General features: G+C 68.1%; 22 protein-coding genes and 1 riboswitch. Of the genes, 16 read left to right on the top strand and 6 right to left on the bottom strand.

Annotation, left to right across the window (positions count from 1 at the left end; all coding sequences use genetic code 11):
• The first annotated feature begins 21 nt into the window (after nucleotides 1–21).
• From VSR71_RS11710 to VSR71_RS11680, 7 genes are all read left to right on the top strand, one after another.
• Entirely contained in the window at nucleotides 22–561 is a 540-nt protein-coding gene (locus tag VSR71_RS11710) for an RDD family protein (protein WP_342914017.1), read from the top strand.
• On the top strand, nucleotides 558–1,538 hold the full coding sequence (locus VSR71_RS11705) for a lipase family alpha/beta hydrolase (protein WP_342914016.1): 981 nt from the start codon (nucleotides 558–560) through the stop codon (nucleotides 1,536–1,538). The genes VSR71_RS11710 and VSR71_RS11705 overlap by 4 nt, the downstream gene beginning before the upstream one ends.
• Before the next feature lie 132 nt (nucleotides 1,539–1,670).
• The gene (locus VSR71_RS11700) at nucleotides 1,671–2,654 is read left to right on the top strand and encodes a UDP-2,3-diacylglucosamine diphosphatase (RefSeq protein ID WP_342914015.1); all 984 of its coding nucleotides are present in this window, start codon (nucleotides 1,671–1,673) and stop codon (nucleotides 2,652–2,654) included.
• A gap of 57 nt (nucleotides 2,655–2,711) precedes the next feature.
• Nucleotides 2,712–3,824 carry a glycosyltransferase family 1 protein gene (locus VSR71_RS11695; protein WP_342914014.1) on the top strand — a complete coding sequence of 371 codons (1,113 nt, stop codon included), beginning with the start codon at nucleotides 2,712–2,714 and terminating at the stop codon, nucleotides 3,822–3,824.
• Nucleotides 3,754–4,236: a diacylglycerol kinase gene (locus VSR71_RS11690; protein WP_342914013.1), complete on the top strand. Its 483-nt coding sequence runs from the start codon at nucleotides 3,754–3,756 to the stop codon at nucleotides 4,234–4,236. The genes VSR71_RS11695 and VSR71_RS11690 overlap by 71 nt, the downstream gene beginning before the upstream one ends.
• Nucleotides 4,237–4,345: 109 nt before the next feature.
• Nucleotides 4,346–5,047: a TetR/AcrR family transcriptional regulator gene (locus VSR71_RS11685; RefSeq protein ID WP_342914012.1), complete on the top strand. Its 702-nt coding sequence runs from the start codon at nucleotides 4,346–4,348 to the stop codon at nucleotides 5,045–5,047.
• On the top strand, nucleotides 5,044–5,628 hold the full coding sequence (locus VSR71_RS11680) for a TIGR00730 family Rossman fold protein (RefSeq protein ID WP_342914011.1): 585 nt from the start codon (nucleotides 5,044–5,046) through the stop codon (nucleotides 5,626–5,628). The genes VSR71_RS11685 and VSR71_RS11680 overlap by 4 nt, the downstream gene beginning before the upstream one ends.
• A gap of 36 nt (nucleotides 5,629–5,664) precedes the next feature.
• Here VSR71_RS11680 and VSR71_RS11675 read toward each other — a convergent pair whose 3' ends face one another.
• The 5 genes from VSR71_RS11675 to VSR71_RS11655 form a co-directional block, all read right to left on the bottom strand.
• On the bottom strand, nucleotides 5,665–6,261 hold the full coding sequence (locus VSR71_RS11675; RefSeq protein WP_342914010.1) for a DUF924 family protein: 597 nt from the start codon (nucleotides 6,259–6,261) through the stop codon (nucleotides 5,665–5,667).
• A gap of 44 nt (nucleotides 6,262–6,305) precedes the next feature.
• A complete protein-coding gene (locus VSR71_RS11670; protein ID WP_342914009.1) occupies nucleotides 6,306–6,734 on the bottom strand; it encodes a group II truncated hemoglobin in 429 nt (142 codons plus the stop codon).
• A gap of 24 nt (nucleotides 6,735–6,758) precedes the next feature.
• A complete protein-coding gene (locus VSR71_RS11665; protein ID WP_342914008.1) occupies nucleotides 6,759–9,380 on the bottom strand; it encodes an ABC transporter permease in 2,622 nt (873 codons plus the stop codon).
• A 99-nt stretch (nucleotides 9,381–9,479) separates the two neighbouring features.
• Nucleotides 9,480–10,088, bottom strand: a complete 609-nt coding sequence (locus tag VSR71_RS11660) for a DUF4126 domain-containing protein (RefSeq protein ID WP_342914007.1) — start codon at nucleotides 10,086–10,088, stop codon at nucleotides 9,480–9,482.
• A gap of 253 nt (nucleotides 10,089–10,341) precedes the next feature.
• Complete coding sequence (locus tag VSR71_RS11655) at nucleotides 10,342–11,439, bottom strand: substrate-binding domain-containing protein (protein WP_342914006.1); 1,098 nt, start codon at nucleotides 11,437–11,439, stop codon at nucleotides 10,342–10,344.
• 142 nt (nucleotides 11,440–11,581) lie between these two features.
• Here VSR71_RS11655 and VSR71_RS11650 point away from each other — a divergent pair, with 142 nt between their 5' ends.
• Nucleotides 11,582–12,427 (top strand): substrate-binding domain-containing protein, encoded by an 846-nt coding sequence (locus tag VSR71_RS11650; RefSeq protein WP_342914005.1) that lies wholly within the window; start codon nucleotides 11,582–11,584, stop codon nucleotides 12,425–12,427.
• Between the two features lie 24 nt (nucleotides 12,428–12,451).
• On the opposite strand, the gene VSR71_RS11645 is transcribed toward VSR71_RS11650, so the two are convergent.
• Complete coding sequence (locus VSR71_RS11645; RefSeq protein WP_063241445.1) at nucleotides 12,452–13,399, bottom strand: LysR substrate-binding domain-containing protein; 948 nt, start codon at nucleotides 13,397–13,399, stop codon at nucleotides 12,452–12,454.
• A gap of 220 nt (nucleotides 13,400–13,619) precedes the next feature.
• Between VSR71_RS11645 and xdhA the strand changes: the two genes are divergently transcribed.
• The 8 genes from xdhA (at nucleotide 13,620) to VSR71_RS11605 (ending at nucleotide 26,484) form a co-directional block, all read left to right on the top strand.
• The gene (gene xdhA / locus VSR71_RS11640) at nucleotides 13,620–15,122 is read left to right on the top strand and encodes a xanthine dehydrogenase small subunit (RefSeq protein WP_342914004.1); all 1,503 of its coding nucleotides are present in this window, start codon (nucleotides 13,620–13,622) and stop codon (nucleotides 15,120–15,122) included.
• Nucleotides 15,123–15,142: 20 nt separating this feature from the next.
• Nucleotides 15,143–17,497 (top strand): xanthine dehydrogenase molybdopterin binding subunit, encoded by a 2,355-nt coding sequence (xdhB, locus tag VSR71_RS11635; protein ID WP_342914003.1) that lies wholly within the window; start codon nucleotides 15,143–15,145, stop codon nucleotides 17,495–17,497.
• A 152-nt stretch (nucleotides 17,498–17,649) separates the two neighbouring features.
• Nucleotides 17,650–18,639 carry a xanthine dehydrogenase accessory protein XdhC gene (gene xdhC / locus VSR71_RS11630; protein WP_342914002.1) on the top strand — a complete coding sequence of 330 codons (990 nt, stop codon included), beginning with the start codon at nucleotides 17,650–17,652 and terminating at the stop codon, nucleotides 18,637–18,639.
• Between the two features lie 51 nt (nucleotides 18,640–18,690).
• The gene (locus VSR71_RS11625) at nucleotides 18,691–19,746 is read left to right on the top strand and encodes an adenosine deaminase (RefSeq protein WP_342914001.1); all 1,056 of its coding nucleotides are present in this window, start codon (nucleotides 18,691–18,693) and stop codon (nucleotides 19,744–19,746) included.
• A 75-nt stretch (nucleotides 19,747–19,821) separates the two neighbouring features.
• Nucleotides 19,822–21,141, top strand: a complete 1,320-nt coding sequence (gene guaD / locus VSR71_RS11620) for a guanine deaminase (RefSeq protein WP_342914000.1) — start codon at nucleotides 19,822–19,824, stop codon at nucleotides 21,139–21,141.
• 202 nt (nucleotides 21,142–21,343) lie between these two features.
• A complete protein-coding gene (locus VSR71_RS11615; RefSeq protein ID WP_342913999.1) occupies nucleotides 21,344–22,504 on the top strand; it encodes a fatty acid desaturase in 1,161 nt (386 codons plus the stop codon).
• 58 nt (nucleotides 22,505–22,562) lie between these two features.
• Nucleotides 22,563–22,787: riboswitch (yybP-ykoY riboswitch) on the top strand.
• Nucleotides 22,788–22,818: 31 nt separating this feature from the next.
• Nucleotides 22,819–23,394, top strand: a complete 576-nt coding sequence (locus VSR71_RS11610; RefSeq protein ID WP_342913998.1) for a TMEM165/GDT1 family protein — start codon at nucleotides 22,819–22,821, stop codon at nucleotides 23,392–23,394.
• Nucleotides 23,395–23,538: 144 nt separating this feature from the next.
• Entirely contained in the window at nucleotides 23,539–26,484 is a 2,946-nt protein-coding gene (locus VSR71_RS11605) for an HD domain-containing phosphohydrolase (RefSeq protein WP_342913997.1), read from the top strand.
• Nucleotides 26,485–26,573 lie beyond the last annotated feature (89 nt).

Genomic DNA, 26,573 nt, shown 5'->3' with positions numbered 1-26,573 from the left:
CGCCGCCATTCTTCGCCTGACATGCCCGCTGCCACCACCCTCGACCCCAAGCCCGCCGCGGCTCCCGTACGCGTGGCACCGCCGCTGCGCCGCCGTCTTGCCTGCATGCTGTACGAAGGCGTATTGCTGTTCGGCGTGCTGAGCGCTTCCACGGCCTGCTACCTGCTGCTGCGTCCGCTGCTGCGGCATGCCGGCGTGGACGGTCCGCTGACGATCCAGCTGTGGAGCTTCGTGGTGATGGGCCTGTATTTCACCTGGTTCTGGCAGCGCAATGGCCAGACCCTGGCCATGCAGACCTGGCGCATCCGCGTCGAGAACGCCGCCGGCGCACCGCCGCGCTGGCCGCAGGCGGCGCTGCGCTACGTGCTGGCCTGGCTATGGCTGCCGCCGTCGGCGGCGCTCGGGCACTGGCTGGGGCTGGTCAAGGGCCCGTTCGTCGGCGTGCTGTGCGCCGGCCTGCTGGTCTGGATCCTGCTGGCCTGGCTCGACCCGCGCCGGCAGTTCCTGCACGACCGCCTCGCCGGCACGCGGCTCGCGGACCTGCGCACGCCCAAGGCATGACGCTCGGCGCCGCCGGCATCCGCCGCCTGGCGGTGAGCGCGCAGGCGGCCGCGGCGCTTGGCATCGGCGCCGCCCTGGTGCGGCTGGCGGGATGGCCCTGGCCGGGCGCGATCGCTGCCGGCGTCGCGGTCATTCTAGGCGCCTTCGCGGGCGGCATCGCCATCGCCTTCGCCTTTACCGTGCGAGGACTGTGGGTGGCGTCGGGCCATCGCCCGCCAGCGCCGCCGCCGGAACTTGCCGCGACCCGCCGCCCGTTGCGCCTGCCTGAAGCGCTGCGCTGCTACCTGAACGAGATCCGCTCCGTGCTGCGCATGTTCGACTGGCTGCAGCCGTTCCGCGCCCGCGCGCCCTTTGCCCCGCCCGCCGCCGCCCTGCTCGGCCGCGACGCACCGCCGGTGCTGCTGGTCCACGGCTACGCCTGCGGGCAGGCAATCTGGCTCGACATGCAGCCAACGCTGGCGGCAGCGGGCTACCGCTGCGAAGGGATCGACCTGCTGCCGGTCTTCGGCGATATCGACGACTACGCGCACGCGCTGCTGGGCGCGATGCGGCGCGTGACCGCGGCTTACGGCCGTGCGCCACTGCTGGTGTGCCACAGCATGGGCGGGCTGGTGGCACGCGCGGCGCTGCGGCTGGCTGGCGACGAGGACATCTGCGCCGGCATCGTGACCCTCGGCACCCCACACCACGGCAGCGCGCTGGCGCGCTTTGGCGGCGGGCATAACGCCACACAGATGCGCTGCGGCAGCCCCTGGCTGCGCGCCCTTGCCCGCGAGGAAAGCCCGCGCCTGCGCGCCCGCATGATCTCGGTGTTCAGCTGGCACGACTCGATCGCCGGGCCGCCCTGCACCGGCTGGCTCGACGGCGCCGGACATATCGCGCTGTCGGGCATCGGCCATGTGTCGCTGCTGCGGCATCCGGCGGCGGTCCAGGCGGTGCTGGATGCGCTGCGGGAGCTGTCGGCACGCGGACGCTAGGCGACATCGAGAGCAGCGCCGCTGTCCCGCTTGCGCCACGGTTTCCCACGCTTCACAAGTCAGTCATGTTTCCGTCACGGCGCCGTCATCGCGCGCTGGCTGAATGCAGCCATCGCCGCTACCGGGACTGCCATGGTGCAAGCACTCCGATCCGCCCGCGGATACCTGTCGAAGGCCGCGCAACTGAAGCAACGGCTGCGCCGCAGCTCCGGCGGCGGCTGGGATACCGCGGCCCCGCTGAGCGCATTCCTGCCGCCGGGCCTTGACGCCGCCGCACTTGCGCCGCTGCGCGAGCAGCCGGACACCCATCCGCACGAGCCGCATCAGGTCCACCGCTACCGCGCCATCTGGCTGTCCGACATCCACCTGGGCACACCCGGCTGCCAGGCCAAATACCTGCTCGACTTTCTCAAGCACAACGAATCCGACCAGCTCTACCTCGTTGGCGACATCATCGACGGCTGGCAGCTGCGCCGCGGCTGGTACTGGCCGCAAAGCCACAACGACGTGGTGCAGAAACTGCTGCGCAAGGCGCGCAAGGGCACCGAGGTGATCTACGTGCCCGGCAACCACGACGAAGCCGCGCGCCAGTTCGACGGCATGGCCTTCGGCGACATCACCGTGCGCGAAGAGGCGGTCCACGTCACCGCCACCGGGCGCCGGCTGTGGGTGGTGCATGGCGACCTGTTCGACGGCGTGGTGCAGCATGCGCGCTGGCTGGCGTACCTGGGCGACTCGCTGTACACGATGATCCTGGCGCTGAACCGGCACTTCAACCGGCTGCGTGCGCGGCTGGGCTTCCCGTACTGGTCGCTGTCGCAGTTCCTGAAGCACCAGGTCAAGAACGCGGTCAACTACATCAGCGCCTTCGAAGCCGCGATGGTCGACGAAGCGCGCCGGCGCGGCTGCGATGGCGTGGTCTGCGGCCACATCCACAAGGCCGAGATCCGCGAGGTCAACGGCCAGCTCTACTGCAACGACGGCGACTGGGTGGAAAGCCTGTCGGCGCTGGTCGAGACCATGGAAGGCGAGCTGAAGATTGTCTACTGGACCACGCTGCTGGATCCGCCCGAACCCGCCACCCGCCGCCGGCGCCGTGCCGCGGTGGCGGGCTGATGCTGACCCTGCAACCCTGAATCCGCATTGCCCTTCCAACGCCCCCTAGGAGGCTGCATGAAGATCCTGATCGTCACCGATGCCTGGGAACCGCAGGTCAACGGCGTGGTGCGCACGCTCAAGTCCACGCGCCGCGAACTGGAGGCACTGGGCCACACGGTCGACATGATCACGCCGCTGGAATTCCGCACGGTGCCGTGCCCCACCTACCCCGAGATCCGGCTGTCGCTGTTGCCGTCGGCGCGGGTGCGGCGGCGCATCGAGGCGTTCGGCCCCGATGCGCTGCATATCGCCACCGAAGGCCCGCTCGGCCTGGCCGCGCGAAGCCACGCGCTGCGCCGGCGCCTGCCCTTCACCACGGCCTACCACACGCGCTTCCCGGAATACGTGCAGGCGCGCTTCGGCATCCCGCTGGCCTGGACCTACCGCTTCCTGCGCTGGTTCCACGGCCCGGCGCAGTCGGTGATGGCGCCGACGCCCGTGGTGCTCGACGACCTGCATCAGCACGGCATCGGCCACGGCGTGCTGTGGACGCGCGGCGTCGATCTCGACATCTTCACGCCGCAGCGCGCCAACGTGCTCAACACGGCGCACCCGATCTTCCTGTATGTGGGCCGCGTCGCGGTGGAAAAGAACGTCGAGGCCTTCCTGGCGCTCGACCTGCCCGGCTCCAAGTGGGTGGTCGGCGACGGCCCCGCGCTTTCCGCGCTGCGCGCGCGCTATCCGGGCGCCAACTACCTGGGCGTGCTGAGCCAGCCAGAGCTGGCCCGGGTGTATGCTTCGGCTGATGTCTTCGTGTTCCCCAGCCGCACCGACACCTTCGGGCTGGTGCTGCTGGAAGCGCTGGCCAGCGGCCTGCCGGTGGCGGCCTACCCGGTCACCGGCCCGATCGACGTGCTGGGCGACAGCCCCGCGGGCGTGATGCACGAAGACCTGCGCGAAGCCTGCCTGGAAGCGCTGCGCATCGACCGCGCCACGGCCCGAGCCCATGCCGAGCGGTTTTCATGGCGCGCCGCCTCCGAGCAGTTCCTGGCCCACTTGCGGCCGTTCGCTGCCGGCAAGCCCGGCGGCGCGGCGGCCCAACCCGCATCGCAAAGCCATGCCGAAACCCCATCCGGAACTGCCGTCCGATCCGCCCCTGCAGAGGCCGCCGGCAGTCCAGAGCGCTGACTACACGATCGAGCAGAACCCCCACAAAGGCAACCGCGGCCTGGCACGCGCCTGGCACGCCGCCATCAACTCGCTGTCCGGCCTGCGCTACGCGGTGCTGGAGGAAAGCGCGTTCCGCCAGGAGCTGACGCTGGTGGCGATCCTGGCGCCATGCGCCTTCCTGCTGCCCGTGGGGGTGGTCGAACGCATCCTGCTGCTCGGCACGCTGCTGGTGGTACTGATCGTGGAGCTGCTCAACTCCAGCGTCGAGGCGGCCATCGACCGGATCTCGCTGGAACGCCACAGCCTGTCCAAGCGCGCCAAGGATTTCGGCAGCGCCGCGGTGATGCTGGCACTGGTGCTGTGCGGCGGCACCTGGCTGGCCATTGCCGGTCCCCACGTGGTGCACTGGGTGCGGGCGCTGGCGGGCTGATTTTCCGGGCGAGGTACGAGCCGGGGGCCCGCCGGGCCGTGGCCCGGGCCGATTGCTTATAATCGCTACCCTGCCACGATTCACCGATCGACCCATCGCCCGGACGCCCATGGAACCGAAACCGCAAACCGGCCCCCGCCGCACCAGGGACCGCATCCTCGACGTCTCGCTGCGCCTGTTCAATGAAGTCGGCGAACCGAACGTCACCACGACGACGATCGCGGAAGCGATGGAGATCAGCCCCGGCAATCTCTACTACCACTTCCGCAACAAGGACGACATCATCAACTCCATCTTCGTGCGCTTCGAGCAGGAGATGGAGCGCCGCCTGAAGATGCCGGACGACCACAAGGCGACCCTGAACGAAAGCTGGGGCTACCTGCAGTACATGTCCGAGTTCCTGTGGAACTACCGCTTCCTGTATCGCGACATCAACGACCTGCTGGCGCGCAACCGGATGCTGGAGACCAACTTCAAGCGCATCGTCGAGCAGAAGCAGCGCTTCGCGCACGAGATCTGCCGGCAGTTTCTGGAAGACGGCGAGATGGAAGCCACGCCCGAGCAGGTCGAGGCGATCTGCACCAACATGGTGGTGATCGCCACCTACTGGCTGTCGTTCCAGTTCGTGCAGCATCCGCGCCAGTACAACGATCCCGAGCAGATCCGCGGCTACCTGCACGGCTCGAGCTACCACATCTTCTCGATCCTCGCGCCCTACCTGCGCGGCCGCGCGCGCGAGGCCTTCGATCAGCTGGCCCGCGACTACGCGGCGTCCAAGGCAGCCGCCGAGGCGGCAAAGGAAAAGAAGTGAAATCCGTCTGCGTCTATTGCGGCTCCAGCCCCGGCAACCGCCCCGAATATGCCGAATGCGCGCGCCTGCTCGGCCGCACGCTGGCCGAGCGCGGCCTGGCGCTGGTCTACGGCGGCGGCAAGGTCGGCCTGATGGGCACCGTGGCCGACGCGGTGCTGGAACACGGCGGCACCGTCATCGGCATCATCCCGGAAGCGCTGATGCAGAAGGAAGTGGGCCACCGCGGCCTGACCGAGCTGCACGTGGTGCGCAACATGCACGAGCGCAAGCAGATGATGGCCGACCGTGCCGATGCCTTTATCGCCATGCCCGGCGGCGTGGGCACCTTCGAAGAGCTGTTCGAGACCTTCACCTGGCTGCAGCTGGGCTACCACGACAAGCCGGTGGGACTGCTCAACGTCGGCGGCTTCTATGACGGCATGCTGGGTTTCCTCGGCCATGCCGTACAGGAAGGCTTCCTGAAGCAGGTGCATGCCGACCTGCTGCACGTGGCCGACCTGCCCGGCGCGCTGCTGGACCAGCTGGCCGCCGCGCCGCGCGTGCGCGTCGACAAGTGGCAGCAGGCCCGCGACAAGACCTGATACCTGACCTGACGCCCGGCGCGGATTCCGCCGCGCCTAGAACGACGAGCCCGGCCGCTGCAGGAACGCCAGTTCCTCCGCCGTGCTCGGCCTGCCCAGCACCGCGTTGCGGTGCGGGAAGCGGCCAAAGCGCGCGATGATCTCGCGGTGCTTGTCGGCCCACTCCGCCACATCCACCTTCCCGCCACTGGACTCGCGCAGCTGCGTCATCAGCCGCACCGCCTCGTGCTGGTCTTCCAGCGCTTCCGAATGCTCGAACGGCATGTAGCAGAACATGCGGTGGTAGTCCGTTGGCAGCGCGCGATCCATGCCGGTAGCGACGATGCGTTTTGCCAGCGCCAGCGCCTGCGCATCGGTACCGAAGCTGCGCGGGTCGTTGCGGAACATGTTGCGCGGGAACTGGTCCAGCAGCACCACGCGTGCGCAGGCGCCCTCGGGCGTGACCGACCAGTCGTCCGGCGCGCCCTCGCTGGCGATCTGCCAGTCAGACAGGAAATGCGCGCGGATCCGGGCGTCGAAGTCATCCGACTTGGTGAACCATGCCCGGCGCTCGGTATTCCAGGCCGCTGAACCAGGCTGGTCGAACCAGAAATCAAGCACGCGGCAGGCAGCTTCAGGCAGTTGCACGGACATGGGCGGATTGATTTTTTGACAGTAGAAAGGGGGATTGAGGCGCCTCAGCGCGCCACGTTGCGCATCCAGTCGGCAGTCTGGAAGAACGCCTGCATCAGGCGCAGCTGCAGGTCCTCTGGCAGGCCGATGTCCTGCATCGCCAGTGCCATGCAGCGCATCCACTGGTCGCGCTCGCTGATGCCGATCTCGAACGGCATGTGGCGCGCGCGCAGGCGCGGATGGCCGAAGCGCTCGATAAAGTGGTTGGGGCCGCCCAGCCAGCCGCACAGGAACCAGAACAGCTTGTCGCGCGAGCCTTCGAGCGAAGGCGGATGGATCGCGCGCAGTCCGGCAAACTGGGTTTCCAGGTCCATCAGGTCGTAGAAGCGGTCGACCAGCTCGCGCACGCGCGCCTCGCCGCCGACCAGCTCGAACGCCGTGACCTCGGGGGTGCCGTCGGCGTTGCCGGATTGTTGATTGGATTCAGTACTCATCACACACTCTGGACGCGGCGCCGCTCAGGCGTCACGCAAGGTCGCCAGCGCCGGCTGGCGCAGCACTTCGCGCAGACCCAGCCAGCCGCCGGCAAAAGCGCACAGCATGCCAGAAACCACGCCGACCGGCACGATCCACGCGTTGAAGCGGTAGGGGAAGTCGAAAACGAACTGCGACAGCCCCCATCCCACCGCGATCGCTCCCAGGCTGGCCAGGAAGCCGGCCAGGCCGCCCACCACGAGGAATTCCGCGTATTGCGTCTGCCGCACCAGCGCCGCCGACGCCCCCAGCGCCTTGAGCAGGCCGGCGTCGCGCATGCGCTCGTCGCGCGCGCCGGACAGCGCCGCGTACAGCACCGTGACCCCGGCCGCCAGCGTGAAGATAAACAGGAACTCCACCGCCGCGATCACCTGGTCCAGGATGTCCTGGATCTGGCGCAGGATCATGTCCGTGTTGACCACCGTGATGTTGGGGAAGGCCGCGATCAGCCGGTTGCCCAGCGCCGCGCTGGCCGCGGGCAGGTGGAACGAGGTGATGTAGGTCTCGGGCATGCCCTGCATCGCCGACGGCGGCAGGATCACGAAGAAATTGACCCGCATCGAGCCCCAGTCGAGCTTGCGCAGCGAGGTCACGCGCGCCTGCACCGCCTGGCCTGCCACGTCAAAGCGCAGCGTGTCGCCGAGGCGGATCCCCAACGTCTTGGCGATGCCCTCCTCCACCGAGGCGCCGGCGTCGGTGCCGGCGCTGCCGTCGGACCACCGCCCGGCGATCACGCGGTTGCCCTCCGGCAGCACATCGGTATAGGACAGGTTGAATTCACGCTCGACCAGATTGCGGGCGCGGCCTTCCTCGAAGCTGCCGGCCTGGATCGCACGCTCGCCGATATGGGTCAGGCGCCCGCGCACCATCGGATAAAGCAGGTCGTCGATGCCCGCGCTGGCCAGCATCTTGCGCAGCGGCTCGCGCTGGTCGGGCTGGATATTGATGATGAAGCGGTTGGGCGCGTCGGCCGGCGTGGCGCTGCGCCACGAATCGACCAGGTCATTGCGAGTCATGCCGAGCAGCAGCAGCGCCATCAGCCCCACCGCCAGCGCCACGGTCTGCAGCACGGTGACGCCGCGGCGGCGCTCCAGCACCGCCAGGGCGAAGCGCCAGCCCATCGACGACGCGCCGCGCAGGCGCCCGCGCAGCAGCCGCGACAGCAGCGTGAGCAGCCCCAGCGCCAGCAAGCCGAACACCACCCCGGCGCCGACGAAGCCGCCCGCGGTGGTCAGCCCAAGCCGCAGGTCGCGCGCCGCCACCAGCAGCAGAGCGACGAAGGCACCCAGGCCGAGCGCATACGCGACCCACGCCGATACCGGCGGCAGCCCGATATCGCGGCGCAGCACCCGCAGCGGCGCCACGCGCGTCAGCGCCAGCAGCGGCGGCAGCGCAAACCCCGTCAGCAGCACCAGTCCCGCCAGCACACCCACCAGTGCCGGCAACGCCGACGGCTGCGGCAACGACACCTTGAGCAGCCCGCCCAGCGACAGCAGCAGCCCGTAGTGCGCCGCGTAGCCGATCAGCACGCCGGCCAGCGCACCGGCCGCGCCGATCAGCAGGAATTCCAGCCCGAACGCGCGCAGGATCTGCCCGCGCGACAGCCCCAGGCACTTGTAGACCGCGCAGGCATCGGTATGGCGCTGCATGTAGCGGCGCGCCGACATCGCGATCGCCACCGCCGCGATCATCGACGACAGCACCGCCACCAGCGACAGGAAGCGCTCGGCCCGGTCGAGCGTCGCGCGCATCTGCGGCTGGCCGGATTCAAGCGACTCGATGCGGGTGTTGCGCAGATTGCGGCGGCCGATCTCCTGCTGCGCCCATTTCTGGTACGCGGCACTGGCGGCGTCGGGGCCGGCCACCAGCAGCCGGTAGGTCACGCGGCTGCCCCAGCCGATCAGGCCGGTGCCTTCAAGGTCCGACAGCGGCATCAATACGCGCGGCGCGAAGTTCATGAAGCCCGTGCCGCGGTCCATCTCCTGCGTGATGATGCGGTCGATGCGGAAGGTGCTGCTGCCGAGTTGCAGCACATCGCCCACGTTCAATCCGAGCGCACCCAGCAGCGCTTCGTCGACCCATACGGTGCCCGGCGCGGGAATGCCTTCGGCGGGCGCGTCCGGCGTGCCCGGCGCGTTGGTCACCCTGAGCTTGCCGCGCAACGGATAGCCGTCGGTCACCGCCTTGAGCGCGGCCAGCTGGCTGGGCGCGTCGGCACCGGCGGCACGCGGCTTGCCGCTGGCCGTGGCCATGCTCGGAAAGGTCACCGTCTGCGCCATCGCCAGTCCCTGCTGCCCGGCACGCTGCGCGAAGGCGGCGTCGAAAGGATGGTCCGAGACCAGCAGCACGTCGGCGGCGATCATCTGCCGCGCATCGCGCTCCAGCCCCAGCCGCATGCGGTCGGCCATGAAGCCGACGCTGGACAGCGCCGCCACCGCCAGCACCAGCGCGAACAGCAGCAGGTAAAGCTCGCCGGCGAGCCAGTCGCGGCGTGCCATGCGCAGCGCCTGGCGCCAGGCGGAAAACCTGCCCGCTTGCGCGGCGCTCGCGCCGGCGGCGGGACTGGCGTTGGTGGTCGGGGCGTCGATGGCGGACTCGGGGGGCATCGGTGGTTCGGTGATTTGTTCGATGATTGCGTGGCGCCGGTGCGCCTCGGTTCAGTCGGAAAAACAGTCAGGGAAATGGTCCGGCGTGAACGCCAGGCACTACGGAGGTCCCGGCCGCCCCGGCCGCGCGCTGCCGCCGCGCAGCGTGGCATGCACCCGGCGCACGCCGCGCCACAGCCTGGGCAGCAGCCAGACGGCGGCAACCAGGAACAGGACCAGCACGACCAGGAACACCACCGGCAGGAAGAATGCCAGCATCAGGCTGCCGGTCGCGGTCAGGTCCTCGGTGAATGAGGCCGCCCAGTTGGAAAACGGTTCCGGCGAAACGTTGATCAGCGCGCGCGTGCCGGCCTTGGCCGCATGCGCGGTGCCGGCCAGCGTGCCGCCAATCAGGCCGGCGGCCACTACCCACTGCGGGTCGAGCTGGCCGAACGCGGCGGCCGCCAGGATCGCGCCGGCGGGGATGCGCACGAAGGTATGGATGCCGTCCCAGACCGAGTCGAAGCCCGGCACCTTGTCGGCAATGAACTCGGCCACGGCCAGCACCGCGGCCACGCCGATCACCCACCAGGATTCCAGCGGCTGCAGCCCGGGTGGCAGTTCCAGCCAGCCCAGGCGTGCCAGTACGCCGGCTGCGAACACGGCGAGGTAGAGGCGAAAACCGCTGGCCCAGGACATGCCCGCGGCCAGCGCGGCGGTTTCCAGCATGTTGCTCCTTGCAAGGCCGGGCGCGCGCGGGGCACGCCCTGGCAAGGAGTGTAATACGACCGGAGCGGGCGGGCAGCGTGTCCGCCATCCCGGCCGTCATCCGCCCGGTCCGACGCTCAGCTGCCTTCCTTGCCGTCCGGCCCGAACCAGGGCAGCGCTTCCTGCGGCGTCATCACCCCGGCCGGGTGTAATACGACCGGAGCGGGCGGGCAGCGTGTCCGCCATCCCGGCCGTCATCCGCCCGGCCCGACGCTCAGCTGCCTTCCTTGCCGTCCGGCCCGAACCAGGGCAGCGCTTCCTGCGGCGTCAGCACCCCGGCCGGCTCGGCCATGGCGTAGCCGGGCAGCGCCTCGATACGCCTTGCAAACGCCGGATCGGCCAGCAAAGCCATCAGCGCCGCCATCCAGCCGGCGGTCTGGTCGTTCTTGCGCAACGCCAGGTAGTAGGCCTCGCGCGTCAGCGGCACGAAGGCCAGCCCATGGCTTTCGGCGTTCATGCGCAGCCCGAAACCGACCTGGGCGCGGCCGCCATGCACCGCTTCAGCCACCTTCTCGTTGCTGAACTCGGTTTCGTCATAGCCGGCGATCTGGTCCGGGTACAGGCCCTGCGCCGCCAGCAACTGGTCGAACAGCATGCGCGTGCCCGAACTGCGCTGGCGGTTGACGAAACGCGCCTGGGTGCGCACCAGGTCGCGCAGGTCGCGGATCTCGCGCGCGAGCTCCGGCGCCACGATCAGCCCCTGCTCGCGCCACGCCAGGCGCAGCAGCCGCACCGAGGTCGGCCGCAGCCACTTGCGCAAGGTCACATGCGCTACCGACCCCGCCGTCTGTATCGGCGAGACGTAGAAGCCTGCCAGCTCCGACTGCCGTTCCTGCAGGCAGACCAGCCCTTCCACGCTGCCGCAGAAGACCGTGTCCAGCTGTAATGGCGCCCCCGCCTGGCCGAGCGCGGCTGCCAGCACTTCGACGGCCGGGTCATGGCTGCCGGTGAAATGGACGCACGATTGCGGCTGCTGGGCATCGTCGAGCTCGGCGATGAAATCCGCCATGGCCTTCTGCACCACCGGCTCGACCGACTCGCGCAGGCGCAGCTCGGCGCGCAACAGCCGCTCGCCAAATCGCGTCAGCGATGCGCCGCGGCCCCTCTCCATGTCGAGCATGGTGCGGCCCAGCATTTCCTCCCATGTACGCATCACCCCCCAGGCGTGGCGATAGGACAGGCCGATCTCGCGCGCGGCCCGGTGCAGCGAGCCGGTCTCGCGCACGGCCTTGAGCAGCTGGAACACCTTGTCGTTGGCGCGCGGGTTGTCGTCCGGCGCGATGACCGGAAACAGGTCAAAGCGGAACGTCATATGTTCCCCGCTGCATATTTACTTTTGAAATTCTGCTGGATCACAATGAACACCCCGGTTTCTTGTCTTTCGCTGCATTCTCCCGTAGTCCCATGGCGAAAGGCAATTATGTTCTTCAAAACATAACTCAAAGGGTCCCATCATGCAGCCGCGCCACACCTCCAGCCCGTTCCGCCATCTGCGCCGCACTGCCGCTGTTGCCTGCCTGGCCCTGGTGTCGGCCGCGCACGCTGGCGAACTGAAGCTCGCCACCACCACCAGCACCGAGAACTCCGGCCTGTTGAAGTACTTGCTGCCGCGCTTCGAGCAAAAGTCCGGCGTCAACGTCAAGGTGATCGCCGTCGGCTCCGGCAAGGCGATGAAAATGGGCGAGATGGGGGACGTCGATGTACTGCTGGTCCACGCCCGCAAGATGGAAGATGAATTCGTCGCCGCCGGCTACGGCGTCAACCGGCGCGACGTGATGTACAACGACTTCATCGTGGTCGGCCCGGCCAACGACCCGGCGGGCGTCAAGGGCGGCAAGGACGTGCTCGCCGGCTTCCGCAAGCTCTCCGGCAGCGGCAGCAAGTTCATCTCGCGCGGCGACAACTCCGGCACCGACGTGATGGAGAAGGAGTACTGGAAAGAAATCGGCATCGAGCCCAAGGGCAAGCCGTGGTACGTCAGCGCGGGGCTGGGCATGGGCGAGGTATTGACCATGGCCGCGCAGATGCCCGGCTACACGCTGTCAGACCGGGCCACCTACGGCGCGTACCGGGCCAAGACCGGCCTGGCCATTGCCATCGAGGGCGACCCGAAGATGTTCAACCCGTACGGGATCATCGCGGTCAATCCGGCCAAACATACAGGCACCAACTATGCGGACGCGATGAAGCTGGTGGAGTGGATCACGTCGAAGGAAGGGCAGGACGCGATCGCCAGCTACAAGGTGGAGGGGGAGCAGCTGTTCTTCCCGAACTACAAGGCGCAGACCGCGCAGAAATAAATCCGCCGGCGGGGCCGGCGGGGATTACCCCGCCTCCGCCTCCAGCCGCGGCAATTGCGGCAGGTCCGCGGCCACCTCCGCGATCATCCGCCGGATCCACATGATGTCCGGCGCCGCATGGCAGCGCTCGTGCCACAGCTGGTAGAAGCGCATGCGCGGGAACGACACCGGCGACGGCACCATGCGGATCGGCAGGTACTGCGCATAGTGCGCCGCGAACTGGCGGCCGGTGGTAAAGACCATGTCGGTCTTCATCAGCACATACGGCACCAGCCCGAAGTACGGCAGCGTCACCTGGATATTGCGCTTGTAGCCCTGCTCTGCAAGCGCCTGGTCGATCATGCTGCGCTGCATCGACGCATACGGCGCCGGGGCCAGGTGCGGCATCTCCAGGTAGTGCTTCAGCGTCAGTCCCTTGCGCGCCAGCGGGTGCTGCGCGCCCAGCATGCACACCACCTCATCGTCGAACAGCGGCGAAATATGCAGGTGTTCCGGCGGCGACAGCCAGTTGCCGACCACGATATCCAGCTGGCCCTGCTCCAGGTCGTCCAGGAAGTCCGACGACGACGTCATCGGATGCACGAACAGCTTGGCGCCCGGCGCCAGCCGGCGCACGCGCTCGACGATATTGGGCAGGAAGAAGGCGTCCAGGTAGTCCGGCGCGCCCAGGTGGAAGGTGCGCGTGGTGGTGGCCGGGTCGAACTGCTGCGGCGGGCGGGCAATGCGGTCCATCGCCGCGAGGCTTTGCTCGGCCAGCGCCAGCAGCTCGCGGCCGCGCTCGGTCGGCACCATGCCGTTCTTGCCCCGCACCAGAATGGCGTCGCCGGTGATCTCGCGCAGGCGCTTCAGGGTGTTGCTGATGGCGGGCTGTGACTGGCCCAGGCGCACGGCGGTGCGGGTCACGCTCTGCTCGGTCAGCAGGGTGTGGAGCACCCGCAGCAAATAAGTATCGAGATGGTCGCGTCCGTGCATGGCGATGGGCAGCCCTCCGGCGGGGGCCGGATGGGTGGCGTGGGGGATGGGAACGGCGCATAGTGTATGACAGGCACCCCACAATCGGTCAAATCCGCATCCCGCTCGGTGCGGCCGGGCACCGACTGGCGTGCCCGCTGATGGCGCATATCACCTGGGCCGAATATTGCAAGAAACGTGGCGATGCTATGTTTCCGCCATCCCCAAGAGAGAGAAGACCATGGAGACGCAAACCATCCGCTTTTTCCACCGCGGCCAGGTCAAGGAAGTATCCGAAGCCCCCATTACCCGCACCGTGCTGCAGTACCTGCGTGAAGACGCGCGCTGCACCGGCACCAAGGAAGGCTGCGCCGAAGGCGACTGCGGCGCCTGCACCGTCGTCATCGGCGAGCTGCAGGACGGCGGCGACGTCGAATTCAAGGCGGTCAATGCCTGCATCCAGTTCCTGCCCACGCTCGACGGCAAGGCCCTGATCACGGTCGAGGACCTGCGCCAGGCCGACGGCACCCTGCACCCGGTGCAGGAAGCCATGGTCGAGTGCCACGGCTCGCAGTGCGGCTTCTGCACCCCCGGCTTCGTGATGTCGCTGTGGGCGCTGTACCAGCAACACACCCCCGGTGGCGAGTCGCCCTCGCGCCAGACCATCTGCGACGCGCTGACCGGCAACCTGTGCCGCTGCACCGGCTATCGTCCGATCATCGACGCCGGCGAGCGCATGATGGCCCTGCCCGCCCCCACGGACGGCAAGCTCGACCCGAAGCAGATCGCCGACACGCTGCGCAACCTCAAGCGCGGCGAGACCTTCCGCTACCGCGCGCAAGGCCAGGACTTTTTCGCCCCGCGCACCGCGGCCGAGTTCGGCGCGATCAAGGCGTCGCAGCCAGATATCCGCATCCTGGCGGGCAGCACCGACGTCGGCCTGTGGGTCACCAAGCAGTTCCGCGAGCTGGGCAACCTGCTCTACGTGGGCCAGGTGGAAGAGCTGAACCGGATCGAGGAACGCGACGGCATGATCGAGATCGGCGCTGCTGTCACGCTGGAGAAGGCCTATGCCGCGCTGAATGCCGCGCATCCGGAACTGGAAGAAATGTGGAAGCGCTTCGCTTCCCTGCCGATCCGCAATGCCGGCACGCTGGGCGGCAATATCGCCAACGGCTCGCCGATCGGCGACTCGATGCCGGCGCTGATTGCACTGGGTACGGAAGTGGTGCTGCAGCTTGGCGAAACCCGCCGCACGCTGCCCCTGGAAGACCTGTACCTGGCCTACCAGAAGACCGCCATGCAGCCGGGCGAATTCGTCGCCGCGCTGCGCGTGCCGGTGGCGGGGCCGCAGCACTTCCGCACCTACAAGCTGTCCAAACGTTTTGACGAGGATATCTCGGCCGTGTGTGCCGCATTCGGCATCACCGTGCAGGACGGCATCGTCAGCGAGGCGCGCATCGCCTTCGGCGGCATGGCCGCCACGCCCAGGCGCGCGGCCGCCACGGAAGCGGCCCTGATCGGCCAGCCGTGGAATGAAGCCACCGCCCGCGCCGGCATGGCCGCGCTGTCGCAGGACTACACCCCGCTGACCGACATGCGCGCGACCGCGTCGTACCGCAGCCGCGGCGCCGCCAACCTGCTGTACCGCTTCTGGCTGGAAACCACCAGCGAAGCGCTGCCCGCGGCAGCCGTCAATGTCCGTGCGCCCGGCGCCGGCACCATCGCAATCGTCACGGCCTGAGAGAAAAAAGGAAAATCGGCATGAACAAGCAAACCGAACCCTTCCTGCTCGACGCCGGCATTGCCGCCGAGGCAGTGCCGCAGGTCGGCATCTCGCGTCCGCATGAATCCGCCCACCTGCACGTGGCCGGCACCGCCACCTATACGGACGACATCCCGGAGCTGGCCGGCACGCTGCACGCCGCCCTCGGCATGAGCAGCCGCGCGCACGCCCGCATCAAGTCGATCTCGCTCGACAAGGTGCGCGCCGCGCCCGGCGTGGTATCCGTGCTGACGGTGGACGACATCCCCGGCACCAACGACTGCGGCCCGATCATCCACGACGACCCGATCCTGGCGCGCGACGTGGTGCAGTTCATCGGCCAGCCGGTCTTTATCGTGGTGGCGACCTCTCACGATGCCGCCCGCCGCGCTGCCCGCCTGGGCGTGATCGAGTACGAAGACCTGGCGCCGGTGCTGTCGCCGGAAGCCGCGCACGCAGCCGGCAGCTATGTGCTGCCGCCGATGCACCTCAAGCGCGGCGAGGCGGCCAGCCATATCGCCGGCGCCGCCCACAAGGACGGCGGCAAGATCCACCTTGGCGGTCAGGAACAGTTCTACCTGGAAGGCCAGATTTCCTACGCCGCCCCGCGCGAGAACGATGGCATGCAGGTGTGGTGCTCGACCCAGCACCCGACCGAAATGCAGCACGCCGTGTGCCATATGCTGGGCTGGCAGGCGCACCAGGTGCTGGTCGAGTGCCGCCGCATGGGCGGGGGCTTCGGCGGCAAGGAATCGCAGTCGGCGCTGTTCGCCTGCTGCGCCGCGCTGGCCGCGTGGAAGCTGATGTGCCCGGTCAAGCTGCGTCCGGACCGCGACGACGACATGATGATCACCGGCAAGCGCCATGACTTCGTGTTCGACTACGAAGTGGGCCACGATGACGCAGGCCACATCGAGGGCGTCAAGGTCCAGATGGTGTCGCGCGCCGGCTTCTCGGCCGACCTGTCGGGCCCGGTGATGACCCGCGCCATCTGCCACTTCGACAACGCCTACTGGCTGCCGAACGTGCAGATCGACGGCTACTGCGGCAAGACCAATACGCAGAGCAATACCGCCTTCCGTGGTTTCGGCGGCCCGCAGGGCGCGTTTGCGATCGAGTACATCCTGGACAACGTGGCCCGCAACGTCGGCAAGGATTCGCTCGAGGTGCGCCGCGCCAATTTCTACGGCAAGACCGAAAACAACGTCACGCCGTACGGCCAGACCGTGGAAGACAACGTCATCCATGAGCTGATCGACGAGCTGGCCGCGACCAGCGAATACCGCGCGCGCCGCGAGGCCACCCGCGCCTTCAACGCGCAGAGCCCGATCCTGAAGAAGGGCATCGCGATCACCCCGGTGAAGTTCGGCATCTCGTTCAACGTGGCCCACTTCAACCAGGCCGGCGCGCTGGTGCACGTCTACAACGACGGCTCGGTGCTGGTGAACCACGGCGGCACCGAAATGGGCCAGGGCCTGAACACCAAGGTGGCGATGGTGGTGGCGCATGAGCTGGGCATCCGCATGGAACGCGTGCGCGTGACCGCGACCGATACCAGCAAGGTGGCCAACACCTCGGCAACCGCCGCGTCGACCGGCGCCGACCTGAACGGCAAGGCCGCGCAGGATGCCGCCCGCCAGATCCGCGAGCGCCTGGCCGCCTTCGCCGCGCGCAAGGCAGGCGTCGAGCCTTCCGAGGTTCGCTTCAACGACGACCTGGTCAGCGCCGGCGAGCTGCGCGTGTCCTTCGGCGAACTGGCGCGCGAGGCCTACGTGGCGCGCGTGCAGCTGTGGTCCGACGGTTTCTACACCACGCCCAAGCTGCACTGGGACCAGAGCAAGCTGCAAGGCCGCCCGTTCTACTACTACGCCTACGGCGCCGCCTGTTCCGAGGTATTGGTCGATACGCTGACCGGCGAATGGAAGCTGCTGCGCGCCGACGCGCTGCACGACGCCGGCCGCTCGCTGAACCCGGCGCTGGATATCGGCCAGGTCGAGGGCGCGTTCATCCAGGGCATGGGCTGGCTGACCACCGAGGAACTGTGGTGGAACAAGGACGGCAAGCTGATGACGCACGCCCCGTCCACGTACAAGATCCCGACGGTCAACGACTGCCCCGAGGAATTCAACGTACGCCTGTTCCAGAACCAGAACGTCGAGGACAGCATCCATCGCTCCAAGGCGGTGGGCGAACCGCCGCTGCTGCTGCCGTTCTCGGTGTTCTTCGCGATCCGCGACGCGATTGCGGCAGTAGGCGACTACCGCATCAACCCGCCGCTGAAGGCGCCCGCCACCAGCGAGGCGATCCTCGACGCCGTGGAAGCGGTACGCGAAGCGGCAGCCCAGGCTGCCTGATCGCGGCAGCGTAGCGATCACAGGAAGCGCGCGCCCGCGGGCTCCCCGGACTTTCCCCCCGTGCCTGCCTTGACAGGCACGGGGCCGGCGGACGAAGCAGGCGCGCGCCCACCCCGCCCCAGCAAGACCAAGTAATTCCAAAAGGCCCCGACATGCAGGATGCACCGCTCAAACCCTTCCGCTTCGCCGACGCCGCCCGCATGGTGCGCACCGGCGTGCCGGTGGTGATGGTCACCATCGTCGAGGTCAAGGGCTCGGCCCCGCGCGAGCCCGGCATCCGCATGCTGGTCAGTCCCAACGACCTGGTCGGCACCATCGGCGGCGGCCACCTGGAATGGCGCGGCATGGATATCGCGCGCGAGATGCTGGTGCGGCATGAGCAGCGCCGCATCGAGCGCATCCCGCTCGGCCCGGCGCTGGGCCAGTGCTGCGGCGGCGTGGTGCAACTGGCGTTCGAGGTGCTGGGTGAGGCCGACCTGGCGTGGCTCGATGCGGTCGAACGCAATTTCGGCGCGCCGCGCGCGCTGCAGCGCCACGTGCCGGCCAGCGGCGCGGTGACCTTTGCCGACAGCCGCGCCGTCCTCCCCGCCGTCGACCTGCAGCCGGACGGCAGCTGGACCGACACGCTGGTGCCCGACGCCATGCACGTGGTGCTGTTCGGCGCCGGCCACGTCGGCCACGCGCTGGTCAAGGTGCTGGCGACGCTGCCGTGCCGCGTGCACTGGGTCGACGAGCGCGACACGCTGTTCCCCGGCGACCTGCCGGACAACGTCGAGGCCGAGGCCAGCGACACGCCCGAGGCCGTGGTCGCGCAGGCGCCGGCGGGCAGCTATTTCCTGGTGATGACGCACAGCCATGCGCTCGACCAGACCCTGTGCGAAGAAATCCTGAAGCGCACCGATTTCGCCTACTTCGGCCTGATCGGCTCCAAGACCAAGCGCGCACGCTTTGAACACCGCATGGCCGAGCACGGCATCGACCCGGCCAGGTTTGCGGAAATGACATGCCCCATGGGGGTTCCCGGGATCACCGACAAGGCTCCGGCTATGATTGCGGTTGCCATCGTCGCCCAGCTGCTCCAGGTCCGCGAACAGCGCTTAGCCGCGCTGCGTGCGGGCCTGGCGGAGGCGGTGCATCCCTGAGAACCCGTGCCGCCGGCCCTGGCCGGCGGGCATAGAGAACACGAGGCCCCCATGACCATCGATGCCGCGCTGGCGGACAAAATCCGCCGTACCCCCAAGGCCGAACTGCATGTGCATATCGAAGGCACGCTTGAGCCGGAACTGATCTTCCGGCTCGCCCAGCGCAACCAGGTGGCGCTGCCCTACCCCAGCGTGGAGGCGCTGCGCGCCGCCTACGCCTTCACCGACCTGCAGTCGTTCCTCGACATCTACTACGCCGGCGCCAGCGTGCTGCTGACCGAGGAAGATTTCTTCGACATGACCATGGACTACGTCAAGCGCGCCGTCGCCGACAATGTCCGCCACGCCGAAATCTTCTTCGATCCGCAGACCCATACCGCGCGCGGCGTGCCGATCGGCGTGGTGATCGACGGCATTGCCGACGCCCTGGCCCAGGCACGCACGGAGTATGACTTCTCCAGCAGCCTGATTCTGTGCTTCCTGCGCCACCTATCGGAGGAAGACGCCTTTGCCACGCTGGAAGCCGCGCTGCCCTACCGCGACCGCTTTATCGGCGTAGGGCTGGATTCGTCCGAGCAAGGCAACCCGCCGGAGAAGTTCGCGCGCGTGTTCGCGCGGGCGAAGGAGCTGGGCCTGCACCTGGTTGCCCACGCCGGCGAGGAAGGCCCGGCGCAGTACGTCACTGACACACTCGACATCCTCAAGGTCGAGCGCATCGACCACGGCGTGCATGCCATCGACGACGCCGCGCTGATCCAGCGCCTGGCGCGCGAGCGCGTGGCGCTGACGGTGTGCCCGCTGTCCAACGTCAAGCTCAAGGTCTACCCCGACCTGCGCGACCACCCGCTCAAGCGCATGCTCGATGCGGGCGTGGCGATCACGCTGCATTCGGACGACCCGGCCTACTTTGGCGGCTACATGAACGCCAACTGGGAAGCCACCTTCGACGCGCTGCCGCTGGACGAGTCCGACGCCCACAAGCTGGCGCGCAACAGCTTTGAAGCGGCCTTCCTGTCCGAGGTGCAGAAGGCCGAGTTCCTGGCCGAAGTCGACCACTTCTGGTCGGCCAGGCCCAAATCCCCGCCCGCGACGGCCCCCACGGCCTGAACGGCGCATGCCAATAGCCCGGCCCGCTGCGTGACGTAACGTCGGCACGCGCGGGCCGGCCACAAGAGACAAACGATGACGACCACTCCCACGACCGAGTCCACCACCCGTGCCATCCGCGGCCGCGTGCTGCATTTCCTGCGCGACCCGCAATTCCATGAGGATGCGTACCAGTATTGGGACGACGGGGTGCTGATCGTCACCGACGGCCGCATCGCCGCCGCCGGCGAGTATGCGAAGCTGGTTGAACGCATCCCGGCCGGTGCCGAGATCGTCGACCACCGCGGCAAGCTGATCGTGCCGGGCTTTATCGACACCCATGTGCACTACCCGCAGACCGACATGATCGCGTCGCCATCGCCGGGCCTGCTGCACTGGCTCGACACCTATACCTTCCCGGAGGAGCGCCGCTTCGCCGATGCTGACTACGCGCGCGGCGTGGCCGGTTTCTTCACCGAAGAACTGCTGCGCAACGGCACCACCAGCGCGGTGGTCTGGAGCACGGTGCACAAGGCTTCGGCCGACGCGCTCTTCGCCGAAAGCGAGGCGCGCAACCTGCGCATGGTCACCGGCAAGGTGATGATGGACCGCAACTGCCCCGAATTCCTGCGCGATACCGCCGAGACCGGCGCGAAGGACTCGGCCGACCTGCTGTCGCGCTGGCATAACAAGGGCCGCCTGTCGTACGCCATCACGCCACGCTTTGCCCCGACCTCGACCGAAGCGCAACTGGCAGCCTGCGGCGAACTGGCGCGCGCCTATCCCGACGCCTTCATCCAGACCCACGTGGCCGAGAACCGCGACGAGGTCAAATGGGTCGCCGAGCTGTTCCCGGACGCGCGCAGCTACCTGGACGTCTACGACCACTACGGCCTGCTGCGCCCCGGCGCGATGTACGGCCACGCCATCTACCTGGACCAGGACGACCGCCGCCGGCTGGCCGACAGCGGCGCCGCGGTGGCGCACTGCCCCACTTCCAACCTGTTCCTGGGCAGCGGCTTCTATGACTTCCACCAGTCCGACGCCAACCGCCTGAACGTGACCCTGGCCACCGACGTCGGCGGCGGCACCTCGTTCTCGATGTTCCGCACCATGAACGCCGCGCACAAGGTCGCGCGCATGGGCGGCTACTACCTGACCGCGCTGCGCATGTTCTACCTGGCCACGCGCGCCGCCGCCGAGGCGCTGGGCTGGACCGGCCGCGTCGGCAGCTTCAGCGAGGGCTGCGAGGCCGACTTCATCGTGCTCGATCCCAAGGCCACGCCGCTGATCGCGCGCCGCAGCAACCGCTCGGAAACGCTGGAGGAAGAGCTGTTCGCCTATGCCATGCTGGGCGACGACCGCGTGGTCGACAGCGTCTACATCATGGGCGAGCCGGCGCGCGCCACCGCCTGATCCGTCACATCCGGCTCCCCATCCGGATTCACGGCGCCCGCCCTTCGCGGCGGGCGCGCTTTTACCGCTTAGCGCGTCCTTCCGGATTGACGCCCGTCAAGAACCCCACCGGCAAAGCCTTCTAACCTTGCGGTTTCGCCATGGCCGGCATACGTCGGCCGCATGGCAGACACCATCCGACCGCAAACCCAGAAGGTTCCGCATGACCGCAATCCCATCCACGCCCTCAGCGCATCCCGAGCATGCCGCGCATGCCCGGCAGTCCGCCAAGCCGGGGCGGCTGCCGCTACCCGAGCCGGTCGCCCCGGACGCGCCATTCCCGTCGCGCAAGGTCATCCGCAGCTGGCTGATCCCGCTGGGCGAGCGCAGCACGCCGCGCGCGCTGGCGCTGTTCGCCTTCGACTACCTGCTGTTCGCCGCCGTGCTCGCCGGCGTGGTGCTGGCCTCGCACTGGGCCGCCAAGCTGGCGCTGGGCGTGCTGGCCGGGCTGGTGATCGCGCGCCTGTTCATCATCGGCCACGATGCCTGCCACCAGAGCCTGACGCCGCGCCGCGGCCTGAACAAATGGCTGGGCCGGCTGACCTTCCTGCCGTCGCTGACGCCGTACAGCCTGTGGGAAGTCGGCCATAACGTGGTCCACCACGGCTATACCAACCTGAAGGGCTTCGACTTCGTCTGGGCGCCCTACTCGCTGGAAGAATTCAACGCGCTGCCGCGCTGGCGCCGTGCGATGGAGCGCATCTACCGCACCGGCTTCGGCCCGGGCCTGTATTACCTGGTCGAGATCTGGTGGAACAAGCTGTTCTTCCCCAGCAAGCGCCAGATGGCGACGCGCCGCCCGGTGTTCGTGCGCGATTGCCTGCTGGTGGCGGCCTTCGGCGTGGCCTGGATCGGCGGGCTGGTGGCGCTGGCCTTTGCTACGGGCCAGTCGGTCTGGATGCTGGTTGGCGCCGGCTTCGTGCTGCCCTTCCTGGTGTGGAACGTGACCGTGGGCTTCGTGCTGTACGTGCACCATACCCATGCCAGCGTGGCGTGGTACGACACCAAGACCATGTGGGCCAAGGCGCAGCCGTTCGTCTCGACCACCGTGCACCTGCGCTTCCGCCATGGCATCGGCTCCGCGCTGCACCACATCATGGAGCACACCGCGCACCACGTCGACATGAGCGTGCCGCTGTATCGGCTCAAGCGCGCGCAGGCACTGCTGGAGCACGCGCTGCCGGGCCGCATCATCATCGAGAACTTCTCGTGGCGCTGGTATTTCGATACGGCGCGCCGCTGCAAGCTGTATGACTTCAAGGCGCTGTGCTGGACCGATTTCCGCGGCCGCCAGACCAGCGAGAACGCGCCGGTGCCGGCCTGATCACCATGCCGACCTCGGCGGCCGCGGTGGACGATCCAGCGCCGCCGCGGTTATAATCGCCGCTTCCATTGGGGAGTAGCCGCCCTGCTCTCACCGCGCCGCGCAATGCGGATTTCGGGGACAGGGGCGTACGTCAACAGACTTGACCGCTTGCGGTTATGGCGTGCGCAGCTCCGGACCCGCCTGGCCAGACTGGCCCAGGCAGCGTCCATGCCTGGCGAGACCGATGACCATACCTTTCTGGCCGGGCCGGGAAAGGTGTGCGTCATTGGCATCTCGCGATGCATTGCGGCCCGGTTATCCCACATAACAACATGGAAGCCTTCCTCGTCTCCACAGGCATCGTCGCCCTTGCTGAAATGGGCGACAAGACGCAGCTGTTGTCGCTGGTTCTGGCGGCACGTTATCGCAAGCCCGTTCCGATCATCCTCGGCATCCTGATCGCCACGCTGGTCAACCACGGCTTTGCCGGCGCGCTTGGCGGCTGGATCACGCATGTTGTCGGAGAAAACCTGCTGCGCTGGATCCTGGGCCTGGGCTTTATCGCCATGGGCGCATGGATGCTGATTCCCGACAAGCTCGACGATGCCGAACAGGCCAGGCCGGTAAAAGGAGCAATCGGCGTGCTCGGCACCACCATCGTCGCCTTCTTCTTCGCCGAGATGGGCGACAAGACGCAGATCGCCACGGTGGCGCTGGCGGCGCGCTTCAGCGATGCGGTAGTCGCAGTGGTGGCCGGCACGACCTTCGGCATGATGATCGCCAACGCACCGGCTGTGCTGCTGGGCGACAAGTTTGCCAACAAGATGCCGATCGCACTGGTGCACAAGATTGCCGCCGCGATTTTCGTGGTGCTGGGCGTGCTGGCGCTGCTGAATATCGGCGGCTGACCCCCGCGCCTCCCTGCGAGGCGCGCCTTGACGATCACCCTCGCGCATTCGAAACTGGACGTTGGCCTACACGCGGGAGGGCCGCCACGGTAACGCGGCGGCCGCCGCTATGCGCCGTGCAACACCCAGCCGACGGAGGTGCCTATGCAAGCGCGCAAGAGTGTCCCGCTTCACGTCCACCTGTGGCTGCTGTTCGGGTCGCTGGTCCTGGCAGTTGGTGCGCTGACTTGCGGCATCAACTTCTTCATGACCAAGACGGCGCTGGAGGCCGCGGCCTCCGACGCCGTCCATCGCATCAGCCGGGAGACGCTCGACGAAGTGGGCGAGCTGATCGTGCCGGCGCAGATGGTCATCAAGCTGGTCAGCCACAGTTCGCTGGCCGACGCGCCCACAACCGACGCGCGGCTGGCCCGCCTTGCCTTGCTGCGTGACGCGCTTGACACCTCGCCGGTACTGCAATCGCTCTATCTGGGCTATGCGGACGGCAGCTTCTTCTATTTCCGGGCCCTGCGCGGCGACGCCGACCGGGCCCTGTTCGATGCGCCCGAAAAGGCTGCCTATGCCGTGCGCAGCGTGGAGCGCGGCGGCAGCGCGCAAAGCCGTGGCCGGCTCTACTTTCTCGATGCCAGCCTCGGCATCTTGCACAGCGTCGACGATCATGACTTCGCCCGGAAGTTCGACCCGCGCCAGCGGACGTGGTACCAGGACGCCTTATCCAGCGGCGGCATGGTCAGGACCGAACCCTACCTGTTCTTTTCCGACAACGAAGCCGGGGCCACGGTCGCCATTCCCACCGCCCGCCGCGATGCCGTGGTAGGCGGCGACTTCCGCCTGGACTCGCTGGGCAACATGCTGGCACGCAAGACGACCATGGCACGCTCATTGCTGGCCTTGCTCGATAGCAACGGTCGCATCGTCGCAATCGATCGCAAATTCCCGGATTCCGCATCCGCGCCCGACACCATCCGGACGGAGGTGCTGGTCATGCCAGGCGACTTCGGCATTCCCATCCTGACCCGGCTCGCGGCACGCATCGCCGCGCACGGCGCCCCCTCCGGCCGGCAGGAACTGATGCGCGCCGGCGACGAGGACTGGTACACCACCGTCGACCTGTTGACGCCCGCGGGCGGCAAGCCGCTGTACCTGCTCGCGGCCATTCCGCAGGACGAACTGCTCAAGACGGCAAAGCAGCGCGCGTGGATCGGCATGGGCGCCACCGTCGCGGTCGTGCTGCTGTCGTTGCCGCTGATCTGGCTGGCGGCCCGCTATTTCTCCCGGCCGCTGCATGACCTGGCCGGCAGCGTCGAAGCCCTGCGCCGGTTCGACTTCCGCCAGCCCATCGCGGTGCAGTCACGCATCAGCGAGTTGAATGCCCTTGCCAGCGCTACGGAAGACATGCGGCAAACCGTCCAGCGTTTCGTCGTCATGGTCCAGGCCATCTCTGCCGAAAGCCGCCTCGAGCAGCTGCTGCCGGTGCTGCTGAGAAAAATGCTCAACGCCGCCGGCGGCAGCGCGGGGGCGCTGTACCTTGCTGACGGCGAGGCGCTGAGCGTGGCCGCGGCATTGGATTGCGACGGCACCAGCGTATCGCAGGCGATGCCACCAAGCCCGATCCGGCAGTCGCTGCCGCTGGTGCGCGCGGCTGCCGCCGTGCTCGCGCCGCAGACCGGCCAGCTGACGCCCGAAGACATCCGCGCGGCGAAGCTCGAACTGCTGGCATCCGACGCCCCTTGCTACGCCGCCGCGATTCCGCTCGCGACGCGGCAACAGGAACTGCAGGGGCTGATCCTGGTCTTGCGCGACACGCCGATCGACCCCGCGCGGCTTGCTTTCGTCGGCACGCTGGCCAGCCTGTGCGCCGGCGCGCTGGAAGTGCGGGCACTGACGCAAGCCCAGCGCAATCTCTTCGATGCCTTGATCCGGATGATGGCGGGTGCCATCGACGCCAAGAGCCCACACACCGGCGGTCACTGCGAACGCGTGCCCGAGCTTGCCAAGCTGCTGGCCCGCGCCGCCTGCGATGCCACCGACGGCCCCTACCGCTCGTTCCAGATGACCGAAGCGCAGTGGGAAGCCCTGAACGTAGCCGCCTGGCTGCACGACTGCGGCAAGGTCACGACCCCCGAATACATCATCGACAAGGCCACCAAGCTGGAAACGCTGTGCGACCGCATCCATGAAGTACGGATGCGCTTCGAGGTGCTCAAGCGCGATGCCGAGATCGCCTGCCTGCGCGCCATCTCCGCCGGCGAGGAGGCAGGCGCGGCGCGCCAGCGGCGCGATGCCGAGCTCGCGGCGCTGGATGACGACTTTGCCTTTGTCGCCGCTTGCAACCAGGGCGGCGAGTTCATGGATGCACCACAAAAGGAACGGTTGATGCGCATCGCGGAGCGTACCTGGCTGCGCACGCTCGATGACCGCCTCGGCATCTCGCAGGAGGAACTGGCGCGCAAGGCGCACCACCCCGCCGCACCGGTGCCGGCCGTGGAACCGCTGCTGGCCGACAAGCCCGAACACGCGATCGCGCGCGGCACCCGCGACATCTTCCCGGCCGACAACCCATGGGGCTTCCGGCTGAATACGCCCACGCACCTTTACAACCGCGGCGAACTGCACAACCTGTTGGTCAGCCGCGGCACGCTGTCGGAGGAAGAGCGCTTCAAGATCGAAGAGCATATCGTGCAGACGCAGGTCATGCTGTCGCGCCTGCCGTTTCCGCGCCACCTGCGCCAGGTCCCGGAAATCGCCGGCAACCATCATGAAAAGATGGACGGCACCGGATACCCGCGCAGACTGCATGGCAGCGAGATGAGCCCATTGGCCCGGATGATGGCAATTGCGGATATCTTCGAGGCGCTCACCGCGGCCGATCGTCCGTACAAGAAGGCCAAGAGCCTGTCGGAATCGGTTCGCATCATGGCCACGGCGGCGGCGCAGCAGCACATCGACCCGCAGTTGTTCGAGCTGTTCCTGACCTCAGGCGTCTACCTGCGCTACGCCGAGCGCTTCATGCGGCCTGACCAGATCGATGCCGTCGATATCGCGCAGTACACTGGCCGCGGCGCCCAGCAAGGCACGGCGACGGCCTGATCGCGGCGCGCTGGCCATAAAAAAAACGGGGCACAAGGCCCCGTTCAAACCCTCGCCGGTCCGGTACTGACGGCTGCCAACAGCACAGC

Source organism: Cupriavidus oxalaticus, assembly GCF_038900635.1.
Taxonomy (GTDB): Bacteria; Pseudomonadota; Gammaproteobacteria; order Burkholderiales; family Burkholderiaceae; genus Cupriavidus; species Cupriavidus oxalaticus_B.
The sequence above is the reverse complement of the archived record's forward strand: the minus strand, read 5'-3'. Positions and strand labels throughout refer to the sequence as shown.

Coding starts and splice junctions, on each gene's coding strand:
- guaD (WP_342914000.1), top strand. CDS start 19,822: ATGACGACCACTCCCACGACCGAGTCCACCACCCGTGCCATCCGCGGC.
- VSR71_RS11695 (WP_342914014.1), top strand. CDS start 2,712: ATGAAGATCCTGATCGTCACCGATGCCTGGGAACCGCAGGTCAACGGC.
- VSR71_RS11605 (WP_342913997.1), top strand. CDS start 23,539: ATGCAAGCGCGCAAGAGTGTCCCGCTTCACGTCCACCTGTGGCTGCTG.
- VSR71_RS11655 (WP_342914006.1), bottom strand. CDS start 11,439: ATGACGTTCCGCTTTGACCTGTTTCCGGTCATCGCGCCGGACGACAAC.
- VSR71_RS11610 (WP_342913998.1), top strand. CDS start 22,819: ATGGAAGCCTTCCTCGTCTCCACAGGCATCGTCGCCCTTGCTGAAATG.
- VSR71_RS11700 (WP_342914015.1), top strand. CDS start 1,671: ATGGTGCAAGCACTCCGATCCGCCCGCGGATACCTGTCGAAGGCCGCG.
- VSR71_RS11685 (WP_342914012.1), top strand. CDS start 4,346: ATGGAACCGAAACCGCAAACCGGCCCCCGCCGCACCAGGGACCGCATC.
- VSR71_RS11645 (WP_063241445.1), bottom strand. CDS start 13,399: ATGCACGGACGCGACCATCTCGATACTTATTTGCTGCGGGTGCTCCAC.
- VSR71_RS11665 (WP_342914008.1), bottom strand. CDS start 9,380: ATGCCCCCCGAGTCCGCCATCGACGCCCCGACCACCAACGCCAGTCCC.
- VSR71_RS11625 (WP_342914001.1), top strand. CDS start 18,691: ATGACCATCGATGCCGCGCTGGCGGACAAAATCCGCCGTACCCCCAAG.
- VSR71_RS11705 (WP_342914016.1), top strand. CDS start 558: ATGACGCTCGGCGCCGCCGGCATCCGCCGCCTGGCGGTGAGCGCGCAG.
- VSR71_RS11615 (WP_342913999.1), top strand. CDS start 21,344: ATGACCGCAATCCCATCCACGCCCTCAGCGCATCCCGAGCATGCCGCG.
- xdhC (WP_342914002.1), top strand. CDS start 17,650: ATGCAGGATGCACCGCTCAAACCCTTCCGCTTCGCCGACGCCGCCCGC.
- xdhA (WP_342914004.1), top strand. CDS start 13,620: ATGGAGACGCAAACCATCCGCTTTTTCCACCGCGGCCAGGTCAAGGAA.
- VSR71_RS11660 (WP_342914007.1), bottom strand. CDS start 10,088: ATGCTGGAAACCGCCGCGCTGGCCGCGGGCATGTCCTGGGCCAGCGGT.
- xdhB (WP_342914003.1), top strand. CDS start 15,143: ATGAACAAGCAAACCGAACCCTTCCTGCTCGACGCCGGCATTGCCGCC.
- VSR71_RS11710 (WP_342914017.1), top strand. CDS start 22: ATGCCCGCTGCCACCACCCTCGACCCCAAGCCCGCCGCGGCTCCCGTA.
- VSR71_RS11650 (WP_342914005.1), top strand. CDS start 11,582: ATGCAGCCGCGCCACACCTCCAGCCCGTTCCGCCATCTGCGCCGCACT.
- VSR71_RS11690 (WP_342914013.1), top strand. CDS start 3,754: ATGCCGAAACCCCATCCGGAACTGCCGTCCGATCCGCCCCTGCAGAGG.
- VSR71_RS11670 (WP_342914009.1), bottom strand. CDS start 6,734: ATGAGTACTGAATCCAATCAACAATCCGGCAACGCCGACGGCACCCCC.
- VSR71_RS11675 (WP_342914010.1), bottom strand. CDS start 6,261: ATGTCCGTGCAACTGCCTGAAGCTGCCTGCCGCGTGCTTGATTTCTGG.